Source organism: Porphyrobacter sp. AAP60, from assembly GCF_001296025.1.
GTDB lineage: Bacteria > Pseudomonadota > Alphaproteobacteria > Sphingomonadales > Sphingomonadaceae > Erythrobacter.
Genome location: NZ_LJHV01000010.1, coordinates 1 through 19373, shown reverse-complemented (window position 1 = coordinate 19373; position 19373 = coordinate 1). Strand labels below are relative to the sequence as shown.

The window sequence follows — 19373 nt, the reverse complement described above, 5'->3', positions numbered from 1 at the left end:
ATTGGCGCGGCTGGCCCCGGCATCACGCCGCCCAACGAAAAAGGCTCCCCGGCACGAAGCCGGAGAGCCTTTCCCCTGGGTAGCCCCGATCCGCGGTTAGAAGTTGCCGCGGAGGATGAACGAGAAGCGCCGGTCGTTCATGAAGAACGAACGCGGGGCCAGCACATTGGGATCGCCGGTGAAGGCCTGCGAGGTGCGCGTGACTTCATTCAGCAGGTTCACACCCTGAACCCCGATCTGGATCTGATCCGACAATCTGAGGAACATCGAACCATCCAATTGCCCGGTCGATTCATTGAAGATCGAATAGAACGGGAAGATCACGTCGGCCGGTGTCAACAGGAACCGCGAGCGCCAGTTGTAGGCAGCGCGCACAGAGATCGGGCCCTTTTCATAGAACACGGTCGCGTTGACGTTGTGCTTGGACAATTGTTCAAGCGGGAGATTGCCCGCCGGAATGGTGGATTCGCTCACCGGCTCGCCGGTATTCAGGAAGGTGTTCGGCAGACCTTCGCTCTCGATGTAGGTATAGTTGGCAGCCACACCAAGCCCGTTAAGCGGCCCCGGCAAGAAGTCGTAGGTCTGCTGGTAGGCCAGCTCGAAACCCTTGATCTTGCCGTTTTCATCAAAGTTCGCCGGCCCGCGCACCAGCACATCGCGGGTGATCCCGTTGCTGGTGACCTGACGACTGGTGACCTCCTGATAGAAGAAGTCCTTGATGTCCTTGTAGAAGGCATTGAAGGTGAGGGAGCCAACCGACGCGAAGTACCATTCCACGCTCGCATCAAACTGCCATGCGGTCGCAGGCCGGATGAAAGGGTTGCCCGATTGGGCCGTCAACTCGCCGCTCTGCCCCAAACCGATGTTGAGGAAGTTGCGGACATAGGAGTTGTCCGGACGGGTCAGCACCTTGGAGCCTGCAAACCGGACGATCACATCATCGCTGATCCCCAGTTTGAGGTTCAGGCTAGGCAGCCAGAAGTCATAGGCGACATCAGCAACATCCCGAGCGCTCGCACCGCCGCCAGCGAAGGTTTGCAGATCGGCATAACCCTGTTCGCCAAGATTACACACACCGCCCGGCCGTGTCGGCGCGGTGCCCGGAGGGGCACCTTCCGGCACACCTGCCGCACAGCGGACATCGAACGGTTCGAGGATGTTCAGCGCTTGCTGGCTAGGCACCCCGATCGAGCCTCCTGACCGGATCCGGGTATCCACGTAACGCACGCCGATATTGCCCGACAGACGCATGGAACCGAAGACATTATCCGCGCCGAATTCGAGCTGCAGATAGGCGGCCGAATCCTGTTGTCCGATCGGCTGGATATCCTCCGGCAGATACGGCGTTCCGGCAATCGCATTCTGTCGCCCGGCCAAAGGCACCCAGGTTGGCGCGCCTTCGTATTGGCGGGCAATATCCTGGACCGACTGGAAATCGGCAATCGCTCCTTCGTAATCTCCGATCAGATCACCGGCATAGTAAAACCCGCCCGGAGGGCCGGGTACCTGACCACGGAAGAAGTTGGGGAATTCATACCGTTCTGACAGGTCGGCCGGTGTATCGGCAAAGTTGACCGGACGCGCGCCCGACCACACTTCGCTGAGCATACCCCAGTTGTAGGTGGTGTAACGCACCGTCTGTTCGCGATCCTGATAGCGGGCCCCAAACTTGGCCCGGCGCAGGAAAGAGTCGTCATCGAATTCATAGGCAAGATCAGCCTGGAACGCATATTGATCGCCCGTGCTGTCTTCGATGTGATCCATTGCCGCACGCCAGAACTGGAAGCGCGGATCGGTGAAATAGGTTTGCTCGGTCGTGCCAGCAAGATCCGGGCTCGGCTGCGACCAGGTGTAACCCAGAAATTGCGGACGGCGCGGTGCTATTACCGGGAGGTCGCCCGTGAGATCAAGTTCCTGATCGGCGAAAGAAGAACCAAAGACGCTGAAATCGAGGTTCTGTTTGCGCGAGGTAGCGTATTGGGCATCGAGTCTGATCGAAAGGCGATCAGTCAGCTCTGTCTTCAGGTTCAGCGAGTAGTCTTCGTTGGCGATTTCGTCATTGACCTGACGACGGGCCAAGGATTGCTGCAACCCGCCAATCGGCACGAAGGGCGAACCCCCACCGCTGATCAGATTGCCGTCCGCATCGCGCACCGGCGGTGCCGGATCGAAATTGTTGACCCCGCCGCGCCAGCCATCGCTGGTGTTGACGATGTAACCCGACTGGAACAGGCCAATGTCGTTATACTGGAAATCGGTGAACCCGCCGATCGGGCACTGCGCACGCGATGTCGGGTCGCCCAGAGAGCCATCCGGGTTGATCCGGTTCGGCCCGTTGGCGTTTTGCTGACAACCGATCGGATAGGTGGTGTATTCCGCCTGATCGGGCGCGGTTTCGTAGGTGTATTCACCCCACTTGTTGGTCGAGGCCGAACGGATGAATTCTGCCGTGATGACAGTTTTACCGTCGATGGATTCGAACTGCGCGGACGCCGCAAAACCGTTACGTTCGCGGTCAAAATCCTGCGTGCGGAACTGGCCGCCCACCGGAGCCACGCGCGAGTCAGCGTAATCGGCAAATCCGTCACCGCCAGCAGCGCCGAAATTGCCGCAGGCCGAACCGCCCGGCGGCAGCGTGAAGTTGTCCGACGAGCTGGGCAGCGGGTTACGGCACACCTGCACCCCATCGGTGTTGGCGGCACTGACCAATGCGCCATCGCGGGTCTGATAGTTGGCAATCTGCAAACCATCGGCGCGGCTCTTGATGCGCGAGTAGGAACCGGACACCAGCAGGCCGAAGCGGCCCTTATCGGTATCCCAGGTGTTGCTGATCAGGCCCGAGAAGGTCGGCGTCCAATCCTTGCGGAAATCGCCGTAGTTCGCCTCGGCGCTGAAGGCGATCTTCAGGCCGTTGTTGTCGAACGGCTTGCGGGTGTTGAGGTTCACCGTCCCGGCAAGCCCGCCTTCGATCGTCTCTGCGGTGGCATTCTTGCTGATGACAACCGAGCCGAGCAGTTCAGCCGGAACGTCGGCAAAATTGAGCGCCTGCCCGCCGACGCCCGCCGCAAAGGCGGAGCGGCCGTTGAATTCCGAACGTACAAAGTTCAACCCGCGCACCACGACGCCCGAACCTTCGACCGAGAAGTGATCGGGATCGTTCGAACCGGCAAAGCGGTTGATCGCAACGCCGGGCACGCGCTGCAGTGCTTCTGTCACCGAACGGTCTGGCAGCGCGCCGATATCCTGCGCGGTAATCGCGTCAACGATGGTGTCGGCGTTGCGCTTGATGTTCTGCGCATTGGCGAGCGACTGGCGCAGACCGCTGACGACGATTTCGCCAACCGGTTCCGCCGCCACTTCTTCAGTTTCAGTCTGCGTCTGATCCTGCGCCCAAGCGCCGGTTGCGCAAATGGCGCTACCGACAACCAGTGCCGAAGCACCGGTGCGCAAAGCAGTCTTGTACCATGAACCGCTGCATCCCGCTTGGACGCCGCGATCCTGTATGGAATTACCCATCAGAACCCTCCCCATGTTAGCGCTATCATTTATTGTTGGATAGCTTGCCCTCTTGTGGGAGCATGGCTTATCGAGGCTCGGCGTGCTTGACAATAGGGCGTAACAATTTTTGCTGGGGAAGTGTGGCAAATTGCCAACAACCAACGGGCGCGCTAAGGTGGAGGCCGGATGACTGAGGCAAATGGTATCGGTAACGCAAGCCGCCTTGAACGGGTGGTTATCGTCGGTGGCGGCACGGCGGGCTGGATGGCCGCTGCGGCCTTGTCACGATATTTCAATGATGGCCGCCGGACGATTACGCTGATCGAATCCGATGCGATCGGAACTGTCGGTGTGGGGGAAGCAACCATCCCGGCGATCCGCAGCTTCAATGCGATGCTCGATATCCCCGAGGCCGAATTCCTGCGCGAAACGCGCGGCACCTGCAAACTCGGGATCGAGTTCGTCAACTGGGGCCAGCAGGGCGATCGCTATTTCCATCCGTTCGGCAGTTTCGGGCAGGATCTGCACGGCATCCCGTTTCACCAACTGTTTCTGCGGGAACGGGCCCGCAGCGGCGGGGCTGGCGAGATTTGCGATTATTCGATGAGTGCAGCGGCCGCACGCGCCGGGCATTTCGCGCGGCCCGCAGCGGGTGCGCAATCGGCAGTGAACCAGATTGCCTACGCCTATCATTTCGATGCCGGCCTGTACGCCGCATACCTGCGGAGGCTGGCCGAGCGGCAGGGCGTCGTCCGCATCGAAGGGCGCATCACCATTGTCTCGCGCGATAGCGAAAGCGGCGATGTTTCCAATGTAACGCTCGACAATGGCACACAAGTCGAAGGCGACCTGTTCATCGACTGCTCGGGCTTTCGCGGTCTGCTGATCGAAGAAGCACTGGAAACGGGATACGAGGATTGGAGCCACTGGCTGCCGATGGACCGCGCGATTGCGGTGCCCACCGTAAGCCCCGGCCCGCCTTCGCCTTTCACCCGCTCCACCGCGCATGATGCCGGTTGGCAGTGGCGCATCCCGCTCCAGCACCGAACGGGCAATGGCCATGTATTCTCCAGCGCTTTCATGAACGAAGACAAGGCGCGCGAAATCCTGCTCGCCAATCTGGAAGGCGCACCGCTGGCCGAACCGCGGGCTTTGCGGTTCCTGACCGGCATGCGGCGTAAGGCGTGGAACCACAACGTCGTTGCCATCGGGCTATCGTCCGGCTTTATCGAACCGCTCGAATCGACCAGCATCCACCTGATCCAGAACGGTATCGCCCGGCTGTTCGCATTGTTTCCGGATAATCCCATCAGCCCGGTGGAACGCGATGAATACAACCGCGGGATGCGTGGAATCTTCGAAGATGTGCGCGATTTCATCATCCTCCATTACAAGGCAACCCAGCGCGAGGATTCGGAGTTCTGGCGCTATGTCAGGCACATGAGCGTGCCTGAAACCCTGTCACGCAAAATGGCAATGTGGCAGCGCCATGGGCGGGTGCTGCGCGACGAGGCGGAGCTGTTTTCCACGCCAAGCTGGATCGCGGTGATGCTGGGCCAGAACATCTGGCCTGACAGCTATGATCCGATTGCCGACACGCTGGACGAGGCAAAGGTTGCCGCAGCCATGGCGCAGATGCGCGCAGGGTACAGCGATGTCGCCGCGCAATTGCCTCCGCACGAATCTTTCCTGCGCCAGTCGGGCAGCTGGAACCTGCAGCCAGCGGCCGGCCTTGCCCCTCAGGCGCTCAGCGCATGACCGGCGCGTCTGCACCCAAGCCTGTCACGAAGATCGTGATTGTCGGCGGAGGCACCGCTGGCTGGATGACAGCGGCTGCCCTTACCCGCGTGCTCGGCGGAATGCCCGGCCTGTCAATCACGCTGGTCGAGAGCGATGCGATCGGCACCGTCGGCGTCGGCGAGGCGACGATCCCGCAGATCATCGGCTTCAACCGCCTGCTGGGTCTGGATGAAGCGCAGTTCATGCGCGAAACCCGCGCGACCTATAAACTCGGGATCGAATTCGTCGATTGGCTGCGTCCGGGCCATGCCTATGTCCACCCCTTCGGCAGCTTCGGGATCGACATGCTGGGGATCGAATTCCAGCATTTCTGGCTGCGCGGGCAGCAGGTGGGCGATACCTCACCGATCGATGATTATTCCATTGCGGCGGTGGCGGGCAAATCGGGCCGTTTTGCCTGGCCGCGCGCAGACAATCCCAAATCCCCGCTGTCCAAGCTATCCTATGCCTTCCAGTTCGATGCCGGACGTTACGCAAAGTTCTTGCGTGCTTTCGCCGAAAACGGCGGCGCGAACCGGATCGAGGGCCGGATCACCGAAGTGCTTCAGGACGGCGAATCGGGCTTCGTCACAGCGCTCAGGCTGGAAGACGAGCGCGAGATCGCAGGCGAACTGTTCATCGATTGCTCCGGTTTTCGCTCCTTGCTGCTGGGGCAGACGCTCGGGGTGCCATTCACCGACTGGAGCAAGTGGTTGCCGTGCGACAGCGCGGTGGCAGTGCCGTGCGAGCTTGGCGGTCGCAACGAGCCGCTGACACGATCAACCGCTCGCCCTGCCGGATGGCAATGGCGCATCCCGTTGCAGCACCGGATCGGCAACGGCCATGTGTTTTCATCCGCCCACATTGATCGCGGCGCGGCGACCGATTTGCTGCTGGCGAATCTGGACGGAAAACCGCTGGCCGATCCCAATCAGCTGGCGTTCAAGGCCGGTCACAGGGCGCGGGCATGGGACAAGAACGTGGTGGCGCTGGGGCTGGCATCGGGGTTCCTCGAACCGCTCGAATCGACCTCGATCCATCTGGTGCAATCGGGCATCGCACGGCTGCTGGCGCTGTTTCCCGACACCGGGTTCAGCGCGGTGGAGCGCGACCGCTTCAACACAGACACCAGCCGCGAATACCTCAACATCCGCGATTTTCTGGTGCTGCATTACCGGGCGAGCGAACGCGATGATTCCGAATTCTGGCGCTATTGCCGCAATCTCGAAGCGCCCGACGGGCTGGTCGAGAAGATCGACATGTTCCGATCATCCGGCCGCATCTTCCGCGAGAATAATGAACTGTTTACTGAAGCCAGCTGGCTTTCGGTGATGCTTTCGCAGGGAATCACGCCGCAGGGCTACCATCCGGCAGCCCACATGCTGGACGACGCCGAAACCCGCACCCGGCTGGCCCATATCCGCGATGTGATCCGCAACACGGTCGATCAATTGCCTTCTCAGGCCGAGTTTCTGCGGCAAAGCGGCGGGGCAATTGCAGCGGAGGAATATCTCACCGCATGACAGCGCTCCCCGCGCCTGCGCCGATTGCCGAAATGGTTGCACCGGTAAGCCCCGAAGCCTTCGCTGACCTGCGCAGCGCGGTTCGCCCGGTGGTAATGCGCGGGCTGGCTGCCGATTGGCCAGCAGTGGTCGCGGCGCGGGAGAGCGACAAGGCCATAGCTGATTACCTCTGCCGCGAGCCTTCCAGACGCCCGGTCGGCGCAATTGCCGCAGCGCCTGGCGAACAAGGGCGGTTTTTCTATACCGACGATCTCACCCGCCTGAACTTTGTGCGCGGCAGCGGGCGGCTTGAAACCTTTATGGCCGACCTTCTCAGTGCCGCTGCCATGCCCGATGCGCCCGCGATGGCCGTCCAGTCGGAAGACATCGCCAGCCTGCTGCCAGCCTTCGCGCAGGACAACCGGCTTGATCTATTGCCCGAAGTCCCGCCGCGCATCTGGATCGGCAACCACATCCGCGTCGCCACGCATTACGACGCCAAGGAAAATGTTGCCTGCTGCGTCGCCGGGCGGCGACAGTTCACGCTCTACCCGCCAGACCAGATCGCCAACCTGTATCCCGGCCCGTTCGAACTGACCCCGGCGGGTACCCCCGTCAGCATGGTCGATCCCGGCGCGCCCGATCTGGAGCGCTACCCGCGCTATGCCGAGGCGGCGGCCCATGCAAGTATCGCCACGCTTGCTCCGGGAGACGCGATCTATATTCCCTATGGCTGGTGGCACGGGGTGGAATCGCTCGATCCCGTGAGCATTCTGGTCAATTACTGGTGGGCACCGGGCCAGCCCGAAGGGATCGGCAGCCCTTATGACGCGCTGCTTCACGCCCTGCTGGCGTTCAAGCACCTGCCGCCCGATCAGCGCGCGGTGTGGCGCGGGATGCTGGCGCATTACGTGTTCGATCAAAGCGGTGATCCGGCGGCGCACCTGCCCGATCATGCCAAGGGCATTATCGGCCCCCCTTCACCGGCACAGTTCGCACAAATGCGCGATCTTATCCGGCAGGCGCTCGGCTAGCCGATAGAGCGCGTTCCAGCCACGCGGCATAGGGCGGCGCAAAGGCAAGCGCCGCCTGCGCCGAGGCTTCAAACGCCGCCTTTGCGCGGGCTTCAGCGCCAGCATCGCCATGCCGCACCGCAGGCGGTAAACCCGGCTGCCAGCCGAGTGCTGCCAGCAGGGCAAATTGCTCCTGCCCCAGCAGCGGAAGTTCTTCGCGGAACGGGATACGCCCCCGCCGGGTGAACTGATCGATCACTATCGCCACCTGCCCCGGCAAACTCCGCGCGCCAAACACGCGCTGCGCTTCAGCGGTGGCAAAATGCAGCGCCAGCATTTCGTGTACGCCGTCCATCATCAGGCCAGAGCGGCGGTTGTATTCGGCGCGTTCGAGCGGAGAGATCGTGCGACCGGGCAGCATTTCCAGCAGCAGATCAAGCTGACGATGGGCCAGATCGAGATTGAGCGGCCCCAAGGGATCGAACCGCGCAGCCGCATCGCCAATCGCGATGACATTGCCGATCCACGGCTCTGCCACACGTCCCGGCGTCAGCGCGATCACCGCCCGCGCCGGGACGCGCAGCATTGCCAGCGCATCCTCACGCAGGACACTGGCAGGCGCGCCCAGCGTTGCCTGCAACCCGTCACGCCCCGCCACTTCGCTGACCCAGCCTGCCCCGGTCAATGTGATCCGGTCTTCCAGCGCCGCCATCGGCGCGCCCGGCTGGCCGAGATAGATGCTGCGGGTCGGCAAGGTGTCTGACCAGTCGGTGAAAGCAAAGCGCCGGTGCGCGGCAAGCAACATTGCCTGCGGGCCGCTGCAATCGATGAACAGATCGGCTGCGATCCGGCCCTGTCCGCCCAGGCCGATTGCTTCGATCGTGTCGCCCTCTCCCGGCTCGATGTTGTCTATCACGCCTTCGACGTAGCCGACCTGCAATGCCTCGGCCCGTTCGATCAGCAGCGCCCGATAGGCTGCCGGGTTCCAGCGCAGAGAATAATCGACGTCAGAGATCGGGGTCGGCTCGCCCGGTGGCGGGGGTGCAAAGCGGCCCGCCTCTGCCAGCACCTGCGCCAGACTGGCGATCGGCGGCGCGGCGGCGCCCAGCGCGCGCGCGCCGCCCCAATCGCGCGCGAATGCGGTTTTGAGCGCCGGGTCCAATGCTTCGCCATAGGCCTGCACGCCCGCCTGCACCGCCCCGCCCCAACCGACATAGCGGATGATCAGGCGATACGATCCACCCGCCTTCGTCACGATATCTGCCTCGGCAATGCCCAGCCGGTCATGCAGCTTGTTGGTGAAAGGCATGGCGGTAGGCGACCAGTCGGCAAAGGATGCCGGCCCCGGCGTACCGCCGATCACGATCACCTCGGAGCCTGGCAAGCTGCGCCGCAGGGCAATGGCGGTAAGAATGCCGACCTGTCCGCCGCCCACGACAACGATCCGGCGCAATGGTTCGCGCGGGGTGCTCACGCGGCCTCGGCCAGCCTTGCGGCTTCGGCGCGCAGGAAATCGCGGTGGCCGGGCATGGCCGCGACCTCGCCTGTCACCGCCATGCGCAGCCGTTCCGTCGCACGGGCCAGCGCATCGGGCGCGATCATGGCCGCGCGCGGATCATGCGCTTCGGGCAGCAAACCCTGGCCGACATAGACCGCGATCCAGCTGGCATCGTAGAACAATCCGTCGGAATACTTCTCGATCCGGCCCGCCTTGCGCCACAGTTCCAGCTTGCCTTCAAGACTGTCGGGCAGACGCATGGTGCGCACATGATTCCAGAACTCGGAATCGTCGCGGGTGGTGGCGTTGTAGTGCAAGATCAGGAAATCGCGCACCCGGTCATATTCCATGTCGACCAGCCGGTTGAACTCGTCACGGTCACGCGGATCAATGGCACCGCGTTCGGGGAACAGTTCGATCAGATAGGTGATCGCCATTTGCGCAAGGTAGATCGAGGTCGATTCCAGCGGTTCGAGGAACCCGCTCGCCAGCCCCACGCCGATGACATTGTGGCTCCACGATTGCGCACGGCGACCGGGCCGGAACTTCAGGATGCGCGGATCGGCCAGCGGCGTGCCTTCAGCGCTGGCGCGGATCGCATCGCAGGCCTGTTCCTCGCTGATATGCGCGCTTGAAAAGACATAGCCATTGCCCATCCGGTGCTGGAGCGGGATCTGCCAGCGCCAGCCGGCTGGCATGGCGGTTGCGGTGGTATAGGGGCGGATGTCATCCGTCGCGTGGGTGCATGGCATCGCGGCGGCACGGTCACACGGGAGCCAGTGGGTCCAGTCTTCCCACGGAACATCCAGTTCCTGCCCAAGCAGGATCGAACGAAAGCCCGAGCAATCGATGAACAGATCGCCTTCGATCCGGCGGCCATCTGCCAGCACCAGTGCGGTGACATCGCCGCTCGCACCGTCGCGCTCGACAGTGACAACACGGCCCTCGTGTCGCTCGATCCCGATGCCGAGGCCGAATTCACGCATGAACGGGCCGAACAGCGTCGCATCGAACTGGTACGCATAGCCATAGGTCGATGCGAGGCTATCGTCCTGCGATGGCGGGCGGAAGCGGTTGGCCTTGGCCGCCGCCACGGCGAGTGAATAATCGCCCAGATCGCGCGCCATGCCGTGGCGCGCCAGTTCCAGCCAATAGTGGTGGAAACCCACCCCGCCCACTTCCTCTCCGAACGATCCGAACGGGTGGATGTAGCTTTCACCGATCCGCCCGAAATCGCGGAAATCGATGCCCAGTTTGAAGGTCGCATGGGTGGCCTTCATGAACGCGGCCTCGTCGATCCCGAGCTTTTCGACAAAGCCGCGGATGTGCGGCAGCGTCGCCTCGCCCACGCCGACGATGCCGATTTCCTCGCTTTCGACCAGTTGTACGCTCGCCAGATCGGGCAACAACCGCGCAATTCCGGCAGCCGTCATCCAGCCCGCCGTGCCGCCGCCAAGCACGACGACACGGACAGGGCTTTTAGCGGGCTGCGATGCTTCCGAGCTCATGGCATCCTCGCTATCACGGGGCGGCTCAGCCGACCATCTCCTCCAGTTCCTTGCCCTTGGTTTCGACGATGAAACGCTGGACAAGGAAGAAGCTGATTACCGCACAAACCGCGTAGAAGCTGTAGCTTGCGGCCAGCCCGATGCCCGCCGCCATCAGTGGGAAAGATTGCGCGATCAGGTAATTGGCGAACCACTGGAAAAAACCCGCCACCGCCAGCGCCGATCCGCGGATCTGGTTGGGGAACATTTCCGCCAGCATCACCCACATCACCGGACCCCAACTGACGTTGAAGAAAATGACGTAAAGGTTGGCCGCAATCACCGCCGCCGTGCCAAGGCCTGCCGACAGCACCAGATTGCCATCGGCATCCAGTCCGCCCTGGCTGAATACGAAGACCATCACGAACAATGTCGCCGCCATCCCGGCCGATCCGATCAGCAGCAATGGTTTGCGCCCGACCTCGTCGATCACCGCGATGGTAACGAAACAGGCCGCAATCGAGACCGCGCCCGAAACAATGTTGATCAGCAGCGAATCGCTTTCGGTAAAGCCGGCCAGCTGCCACAGCGTCGCGCCGTAATAGAAGATCACGTTGATCCCGACGAGCTGCTGAAACACGGCCAGCATGATGCCCACCCACACGATCGGCCGCATCCCCAGCACGCTTTTGGTGCCGGGAGGGGCCAGCACGTCGGCAAGGCGCGGCTTGTGATCTTCGGAGAAACTGGCGCGGATTTCAGCCAGTTTGGCAGTCGCTTCTGTCGGTCCGAACAGGCTGGTGAGCACGGTCGATGCCTCGTCATGGCGGCCCTTTCCGATCAGATAGCGCGGGCTTTCGGGAATGAAGAACAGCGCGACCAGAAAGATCGCCGCCGGCACCGCCTGCATCAGATACATCCAGCGCCATGCCTGGATCCCGCCCCAGAAAGCGCCGGTCGAATCCCCGGCAGCAGCGGCGAGCGCATAGTTGACCAGAAATGCCAATGTCAGGCCGGTGATGATCATGATTTGCTGCACCGTCGTCATCCGCCCACGGATGTTGGCAGGCGCGACTTCGGCGATATAGGCGGGGGACAAAACGCTGGCCGCCCCCACCGCCATGCCGCCCGCGATGCGAGCGAACACAAACAGCAAGTGGTTTTCAGTGAAACCCTGAATCAGCGCGCCGATCAGGAACAGCACGGCTGCGATCCGCATCACGTTACGGCGCCCCATCTGGTCAGCCAGCGTGCCAGCGAAAAAAGCGCCTATGAAACAACCAATTAGCAACGATCCCACGGTGAAACCAAGGCCGCCTTCACTCAACCCGAAAGCCAGCTTCAGCCCCGGCTGTGTGCCGTTTACCGCCCCGCTATCATAGCCGAACAGCAGCCCCCCGATCGTTGCCACCGCCACGATTGCCGATATCAGCACCATGTTGGCGCCTTCGCGCTGTGTTTCCAAAATCCCTCTCCCCCGGGCTTGCGTTGTTGCAACCCATGTCAATTATGGTAGCGCTACCTTTCATTAAAAACGCGCGATGGCAAGCCGCGTTTTCACAACCGTGTTTTCAGGATCACAAAACACCTTCGAGAGGAATAGACATGCTGACTGGCAAGAATTTGGTCGCGGGCGAATGGCGCGGTGCGGAAGGTACTTTTGCGGCAGTTGCCGCAGCCAGCGGTGCAGCGCTCGAACCTGCCTTCGCCGAAGCGAGCAGCGCCGACGTTGCCGATGCCTGCGCCGCGGCAGCCGCAGCGCAGCCCGTGTTCGCCGACTTGCCATTGGCACAGCGCGCGGCGTTTCTGCGCGCGGTGGCTGACCGGATCGATGCGCTTGGCGATACGCTGACCCAGCGCGCCATGCTGGAAAGCGGCCTCCCCGAAGCGCGTCTGAATGGCGAGCGCGGGCGCACCGTCGGCCAGCTTCGGCTGTTTGCCGATGAAGTGGAAAACGGCGCATGGCAGGGCTTGCGGATCGATCACGCCATTCGCGATCGCACGCCGCCCAAACCCGATCTGCGGATGCGCAAGATCCCGCTCGGCCCGGTTGCAGTGTTCGGTGCCAGCAACTTCCCGCTCGCCTTCTCGGTTGCGGGCGGCGACACCGCCTCGGCGCTTGCTGCGGGTTGCTGCGTTGTGGTCAAGGGCCACCCAGCCCACCCCGGCACGTCCGAACTGGTGGCAGAGGCGATCCACGCCGCAGTTCTGGAAGCTGGACTTCCCGCTGGCGTATTCTCGCTGCTGAACGGCACGGATTACGCATTGGGCGAAACGCTGGTGAAAGACCCACGCATCACCGCTGTCGGCTTCACCGGATCGCGCGCCGGAGGCCTGGCGCTGATGGAACACGCCGCCGCCCGCCCTGTCCCCATCCCGGTCTATGCCGAAATGAGCAGCATCAATCCGGTCGTGCTGATGCCCTCACGCATGGCCGAAGCTGCCGAGGAGCTGGCAGCTGCTTACGTTGGGTCACTGTCGCTGGGCGCAGGGCAATTCTGCACCAATCCCGGGATTGTACTGGCAATCGAGAGCGAAGCGACCACGCGCTTCATTGCCGCCGTAGGCGATGCTTTGCCGGGCATCCCAGCCCAGACAATGCTGACGCAGGGTATCCAGACGGCTTTCGTAAAAGGCGCTGCGGCCATCGGCGAACAGCCAGGGGCTGAACTGGTCGGGACGGGCGCTGCCGGAGCAGGCCCTTGCGGACAAGCGCAAGTCTACACCGTAAGCGGCACCGATTTCCGCGACAATCCGGCGCTCGCTCACGAGGTTTTCGGGCCGAGTTCGATCATCGTGGTGTGCGCCGATCTTTACCAGGTCGCAGGAATTCTCGCCGCGATGGAGGGCCAGCTGACAGCAACGCTGCACATGGCAAGCGCCGATTACCCCGCCGCGCGCGAACTGCTTCCGATCCTCGAACAGCGCGCCGGACGGATTATCGCCAATGCCTGGCCGACCGGCGTGGAGGTGACCCACGCGATGGTTCACGGCGGCCCCTTCCCAGCAACATCGGACGGGCGCAGCACCTCGGTCGGGACACTGGCGATTGACCGCTTCCTGCGGCCCGTAAGCTATCAGGATCTGCCCGCCACATTGCTCCCCAAGGCGCTGCTTGACGGGCACAGCTCCGTCCTCCGCCGGATCGATGGACAGTTCGAAGCATGAGGGGCGATGACCATGTTTGATGGCGACTTTACGCGGCGGCGGATGATTGCGGTTGGCGGCGGCGTGGCGGCAGCGGGCCTGTTGGTGCAGGGTGCGGCGGCGCTCGGCCAATCAACGGGGCCTGCTGCCACCGGCAAACCCATGCCAGACGGCGTAGACCTTCCCGCCAATCCGCCCGCCACGGTGCAGCCGGGCAGCGTCGGCTTCGCCATCATCGGGCTGGGCGATTACGCCTTGAAGCAGATCATGCCGCGTTTCGCGCAGTCGGGCCGCGCGCACATTGCCGCGATTGTATCCGGCAATCCGGCCAAGCTGAAGCAGGTGGGCGATGCTTACGGCGTTCCGGAAAGCGCGCGCTATTCCTATGACAGCTTCGCCCAGATCGCCACCAATCCGGCGGTTGAGGCGGTCTATATCATCCTGCCCACCGGGCTGCATGCCGAATGGGCAGAGCGCGCCTTTGCCGCGGGCAAGCACGTTTTGTGCGAAAAGCCGATGGCGCTTTCCGGCGCCGAATGCGAACGCATGATCGCGGCCAGCCAGCGGGCCAACCGCAAGCTGATGATCGCCTATCGCTGCCATTTCGAACCTTACAACATGGCCGCGATGGCGCTGATGGAAGACGATGCCGTGGGCGCCTTGCGCCTGATCCGCACCGAACATTCCTACCGCATGGGACCGACCACCCCGTCTGAAAACTGGCGGGTCAGCCGCGCTCTGGCAGGCGGCGGGCCGCTGGAGGATTACGGGATATACGGGCTTCAGGCGGCGCTTTATCTGTCTGGCGAGATGCCGGAAAGCATCAGCGCCGCGACCTATCGGCCAGCCAATGATCCGCGCTTTGCCGAGATTTTCGCACACGTCTCTGCGCAATTGCGCTTTCCGTCAGGTGCGACTGCGCATGTGGTGACATCGTACGATTCGGCGGGGCTCAACATGGTCGAAGCACGCGGCACGGAAGGCGTGTTGAAGATGCAGCCTGCGACCAACTACGGCGGCAACACGCTGACTCTGGAGGCTGGCAGAAATCGGCAGGAACTGACACCGGGCGATTCCGAGGTCCAGTTTGCCCGCCAGCTCGACCATCTGGCGAGCGCCATTCGCGACAACACGCCGATCATCACACCGGGCGAAATGGGCCTGCGCGATCTGCGCCTGATCGAAGCTATCTATGCCTCTGCGGCCAGCGGCCAGACCGTTCGGCTCAATCCCGATGCGACAATGCGGCGTTGAGCGATAAAGCCGTTGGCCCGCCCGGCAGGACTGTCCGCGCCGCTAACGCGCCGCGTTCATCTCCGCAGCCTGCGGCTGCTCCGATCCCGAACAAGGTTCGCCCCTTTAGGGATGCTGCTTTACCGGATCTAGTTTGACCTGCGTGATCTTGTAGCCTTCCGTCTGTTCAACGGTCAGGCGATAGCCCGGCAGTTCGATGCTCTCGCCCTGCTCGGGCACAATTCCGCGCTTGGCCAGCACGAGACCGGCAATGGTTACGACGTCGCCTTCGGCAAGGTCAATTTCGTAATCCTCGGCCAGTTCGGCAAGAGTAACCTCGCCATCCAGCAGTAATCCGCCTTCTGGCAGTTCGCGCACCCAATTGGCATCATCGGAGGCTTCTTCGTCGATCAGGTCTTCGACGATATCATCCAGCGTGACAAAGCCCAGCGTGCCGCCATGTTCGTCCACGACCAACGCGGCGTGGATGCGCTGCTTTTTGAACAAGGCCAGCAATTCGGTGGCTGAGGTGGTTGCGGCCACCCGCGGCAGTGGCCTAGTCATGCCCGACAGCGGCCGGCTGCTGCCCAGCGTGCGCGCGCGGATGAAATCCTTTACGTGCAGCACGCCGCCAATATCGTCGAGCGAAGTGGCGTAAACCGGATAGCGGGTCTGCTGCGAAGACGCGATAAGCCCCGCCAGATCTTCGGGCGATGTGTCCAGCGCAATCGCTGTCATCCGCGAGCGCGAGGTCATCAACTCTTCCGCCGTACGATCCTCCATCTCGAAGATATTGTCGATCAGGATACGCTGACCTTCATCAAACTGGCCGCTGGCGGCAACTTCCTCGGTCGCGATTTCCAGCTCCTTGCTGGTGTAGAGCGAGGCGGTCTTGCCCGGATCGGGGATACCCAGCATCCGCATCAGACCAAAAGCGATCTGGTTCAAGGCGAAGACCATCGGCCGGAACAGGATGCCGAAGAACCGCATGACCGGATTGACTGACAGGCTAACTTGCTCGGGCAATTGCAGCGCGAGCGCCTTGGGGATCATCTCCCCGAACACCACGTGCAAATACGTGATGGCACCCAGCGCAATGATGAACCCTGCCAGATGCGACTGGTCATAGCTCATCCCCCAGCTTTCGAGCGTGGGGTAAAGCCAAGCCGCAACAGCCGGTTCGCCATACATCCCCAGCCCGATACTGGCGAGGGTAATGCCAAGCTGGGCGATGGCGATGTAACTGTCCTTGCCGCCCTTGCGATCGAACACCCCCACCAGCCACGCCGCTGCCCCGCTGCCACCCTTGGCGATTGTCTCCAACCGGCTGCGGCGAGATCCGACAAGCGCGAATTCGGCCGCAACGAACACGCCGTTGATTACGACCAGAACCGCTATGATCAGAATCGGTAAGAGATATTCGCTCATACCTCGTCCTCCGGCTGGATATCTTCGCGCACCAGCACCCGCTGGACGGCATAGCCTGCCATCGCTTCGACCTTCAGATTGTATGGCGTTCCGGGCAAATCGACCTTGTCGCCAATCGCTGGAAGGCGGCCCAATTCATGCCAGATGAGACCGCCAATCGTATCGGCCCGGTCTTCGGGAAGATCGATATCGTAACGATCTGCCAGCGCGGCGAGGTTCATGTCGCCGCGCACGCTGCGGCCATTCGGGCGAGCGATCACGGGGTCTTCTTCCTGATCGAATTCATCCTGAATTTCGCCGAACACTTCTTCCAGCGCGTCTTCCAGCGTGACCATGCCCGCGACCGATCCGTATTCGTTGATCACCATGGCGGTGCGCCGCCCGTTCTTGCGCAGGATTTGCCACAGCTTTGGCACCGGCATCATTTCGGCCACCACCAGAGGCGCGCGCGCCACTGTCTCGACGAAGACATTCGCATCTCGCTCGAAGGCGGCAAACAGCGCGCGGATATGGACAATGCCGACGATCTCTTCGGTGCTGGGGCCGGTCACAGGGAACCGGGAATAGGGCTCCTTGGCAATCCGCGCCAGGGCATCGCCAACGGTTTCGCTGGCGGCGATTGTGGTCAGTCGGGTGCGCGGGGTCAGGATTTCGCGGACCGTGCGCGAACTCAGCCCCAGCGCGCCGGCCAGCATGTTGCGTTCGTCGGCGTCGATCAGGCCGCCTGCCGCGCTTTCGCGGTAGAGGCCCTCCAGCTCGTCCGGGGAATGCACATGCGTGTGGCCATGTTCGGTGTTGAGACGAAACAGCCGCATCAGCGCAAAGGCTGTTCCGTTGAAGACGAAGATCAGCGGCTTGAAGACCAGCAGGCTGATCCTAATCGGCCACAGCGTCGCCATTGCCAGTGTCTCGGGATAACGCAAGGCGACGGTCTTTGGCAGCAGTTCGCCCAGCACGACCTGCAGCACCGTAACCACCAACAGAACAACAATGATGGCAGCAACCGCGCCGCCGATCGGCCCCAGCAAGGGCGTCAGCAGCGGGGTCAGCTGCGCCTGTCCGTAGGCACCCGCAATCAGGCTGCTGAGCGTGATGCCGACCTGACAGCCCGCGACATAATTATCGAGCCGCTTGGGATCCTGCAAAATCGCCAGTAAGCCCGATGCCGCGCGATTGCCGTTTTCGGCAAGCTCCTGCACCCGCGACTTGCGCGATCCCACTGTGGCGAACTCGGCAGCGACATAAAGCGCATTGGCCACGACCATCATGGCGATGACGGCCAGCGGCAACAGGAAACTACTGATAGTCATGAACGTCCATTCGCATTGATGGCATGATAACGCCAGGCAGGGCGCCGGTTACGGGAGCCGGTTATTCCACGTCGGCAACGCTGATCGGCTTGCCCAGAATCGCCTTAACATAGACCCTTCGGACAAGAATGAAGCTCACGATCGTAAGCGGTGCCGCCAACAGCACGCCCAGAAATCCGAACAGCAAGCCGAATGCCAGCACCGCGAACAACAGCAACGCGGGCGGAATATCCACCGCATGCTTCTGGATCATCGGTTGCAGGAAATTGCCCTGCAATTGCTGGATGGCGAGGAACAGCAGCAGCGTCCAAAGGGCCGTCAGCGGTGATACTGTGAAGGCCAGCAACACGGCAGGAACCCCGGCAATGATCGGTCCGACCATCGGTATGATGTCGAGCAGTCCGGCAATCACGCCGAGACCGCCTGCCGCCGGAACACCCAGCAGCCACAGCCCGATCCAGGTCAGCACGGCGACGAGCAGCGAAGAGATCGCCTGCCCCATCATCCACCCGCGCAGACCCTTGCTTGTATCGTCCAGCGCCTGCCCGGCAATCGCTTCGGCCTTGCCCGGCATCAGCAGCAGGAACCCCCGGCGATACACGCCGGGATTGGCGGCCATGAAAATCGCGCCGACCAGCACCAGAACAAAATCGGCGATCCCGTTACCGGCGGCAAGCGCAAAGCCGCCTGCGCGGGTGAAAAGACGGGAGAGATCATCGCTCCCAAGCTGGGCAAGCTCGCTGATCGATGAACCCATGCCGTAGCGTTCAAGAAAGCCCTGAAGGCCTTCGACGGCTGCGGGAACGGTTTGCCTGATCGTGTCGAATTCGCCAGCCAGTTGCGTGCCGAACAGCACAAAGGCGCCCACGAACACGCCAAGAAAGACAAGAATTGCAAGTGTTAGTCCGTAAGAGCGGCCGATGCCGGTCCAGCGGCAAATCCGGCCGGTGATTGCATCGAACACCGCGCTCAGAACAATCGCTGCAAAAACCAGCAGAAAGAAGCGGTTCAGCTCGATCAGAAGCCAGCCGCAAGCCACAATCGCGAGAACGATCAGGGTTGAGCGGGCCACCGCTGCAGGATTGCTTGCCGGCACGTCGTCCGTCCGGCCTGTCGCAGGCACCGCAGCGGGGGTTTCATTGGGAAGACTGTTCATAACCCGCCTTATCGCGGTTTATGCAGATGGGGGAAAGAGATTGTCACGAATCCATCCCAACCGGCCATGCCGGGTCCCGCTCCTTTTCCCCGAAAACGATTTGGTGGCTTCAGGCGCAATCAGAGCTTCAATCTCGCAATAGCCAACGACTGGGCCCGCGCCAGCAGCCGCCAGTGCATAATACAGACTGTGATTGGCAGCTTTTGCGGGTTCAATCCCCAAGAGCCGCCGTTCGGGTATCGACCCCGTTACAGTCGGTTTTGCAGATCCCACTTATCAATTTGCTACCAGAGGTTCGCTGTCGGCATGCCGACAGCGAACC

12 protein-coding genes are annotated in these 19373 nt (G+C 62.3%); 5 read left to right on the top strand and 7 right to left on the bottom strand.

Annotated elements, in window-relative coordinates:
- Positions 1–96 precede the first annotated feature (96 nt).
- On the bottom strand, positions 97–3516 hold the full coding sequence (locus IP79_RS09845) for a TonB-dependent receptor (protein ID WP_082337152.1): 3420 nt from the start codon (positions 3514–3516) through the stop codon (positions 97–99).
- Between the two features lie 168 nt (positions 3517–3684).
- Here IP79_RS09845 and IP79_RS09840 point away from each other — a divergent pair, with 168 nt between their 5' ends.
- Genes IP79_RS09840 through IP79_RS09830 form a run of 3 tightly spaced genes read left to right on the top strand, consistent with a single transcriptional unit; the run spans position 3685 to position 7813 of the window.
- The gene (locus IP79_RS09840) at positions 3685–5256 is read left to right on the top strand and encodes a tryptophan halogenase family protein (protein WP_054119134.1); all 1572 of its coding nucleotides are present in this window, start codon (positions 3685–3687) and stop codon (positions 5254–5256) included.
- Positions 5253–6800 (top strand): tryptophan halogenase family protein, encoded by a 1548-nt coding sequence (locus IP79_RS09835; protein ID WP_054119133.1) that lies wholly within the window; start codon positions 5253–5255, stop codon positions 6798–6800. The genes IP79_RS09840 and IP79_RS09835 overlap by 4 nt, the downstream gene beginning before the upstream one ends.
- Positions 6797–7813, top strand: coding sequence for a cupin-like domain-containing protein (locus IP79_RS09830; RefSeq protein WP_054119132.1), 1017 nt, complete (start codon positions 6797–6799; stop codon positions 7811–7813). The genes IP79_RS09835 and IP79_RS09830 overlap by 4 nt, the downstream gene beginning before the upstream one ends.
- Here IP79_RS09830 and IP79_RS09825 read toward each other — a convergent pair.
- Genes IP79_RS09825 through IP79_RS09815 form a run of 3 tightly spaced genes read right to left on the bottom strand, consistent with a single transcriptional unit; the run spans position 7791 to position 12245 of the window.
- Positions 7791–9266, bottom strand: a complete 1476-nt coding sequence (locus IP79_RS09825) for a tryptophan 7-halogenase (RefSeq protein ID WP_054119131.1) — start codon at positions 9264–9266, stop codon at positions 7791–7793. The genes IP79_RS09830 and IP79_RS09825 overlap by 23 nt on opposite strands.
- Positions 9263–10798: a tryptophan halogenase family protein gene (locus IP79_RS09820; protein WP_054119130.1), complete on the bottom strand. Its 1536-nt coding sequence runs from the start codon at positions 10796–10798 to the stop codon at positions 9263–9265. The genes IP79_RS09825 and IP79_RS09820 overlap by 4 nt, the downstream gene beginning before the upstream one ends.
- 25 nt (positions 10799–10823) lie before the next feature.
- A complete protein-coding gene (locus IP79_RS09815; RefSeq protein ID WP_082337164.1) occupies positions 10824–12245 on the bottom strand; it encodes a sugar porter family MFS transporter in 1422 nt (473 codons plus the stop codon).
- Between the two features lie 137 nt (positions 12246–12382).
- On the opposite strand from IP79_RS09815, the gene IP79_RS09810 reads away from it, so the two are divergent.
- A complete protein-coding gene (locus IP79_RS09810) occupies positions 12383–13945 on the top strand; it encodes an aldehyde dehydrogenase (NADP(+)) (RefSeq protein WP_054119129.1) in 1563 nt (520 codons plus the stop codon).
- Positions 13946–13951: 6 nt separating this feature from the next.
- Entirely contained in the window at positions 13952–15178 is a 1227-nt protein-coding gene (locus IP79_RS09805) for a Gfo/Idh/MocA family protein (protein ID WP_233994167.1), read from the top strand.
- 105 nt (positions 15179–15283) lie between these two features.
- On the opposite strand, the gene IP79_RS09800 is transcribed toward IP79_RS09805, so the two are convergent.
- From IP79_RS09800 to IP79_RS09790, 3 genes are all read right to left on the bottom strand, one after another.
- On the bottom strand, positions 15284–16585 hold the full coding sequence (locus IP79_RS09800; RefSeq protein ID WP_054119128.1) for a hemolysin family protein: 1302 nt from the start codon (positions 16583–16585) through the stop codon (positions 15284–15286).
- Positions 16582–17895 carry a hemolysin family protein gene (locus IP79_RS09795; protein ID WP_054119127.1) on the bottom strand — a complete coding sequence of 438 codons (1314 nt, stop codon included), beginning with the start codon at positions 17893–17895 and terminating at the stop codon, positions 16582–16584. The genes IP79_RS09800 and IP79_RS09795 overlap by 4 nt, the downstream gene beginning before the upstream one ends.
- Before the next feature lie 61 nt (positions 17896–17956).
- Positions 17957–19051: an AI-2E family transporter gene (locus IP79_RS09790; RefSeq protein ID WP_054119126.1), complete on the bottom strand. Its 1095-nt coding sequence runs from the start codon at positions 19049–19051 to the stop codon at positions 17957–17959.
- Positions 19052–19373 lie beyond the last annotated feature (322 nt).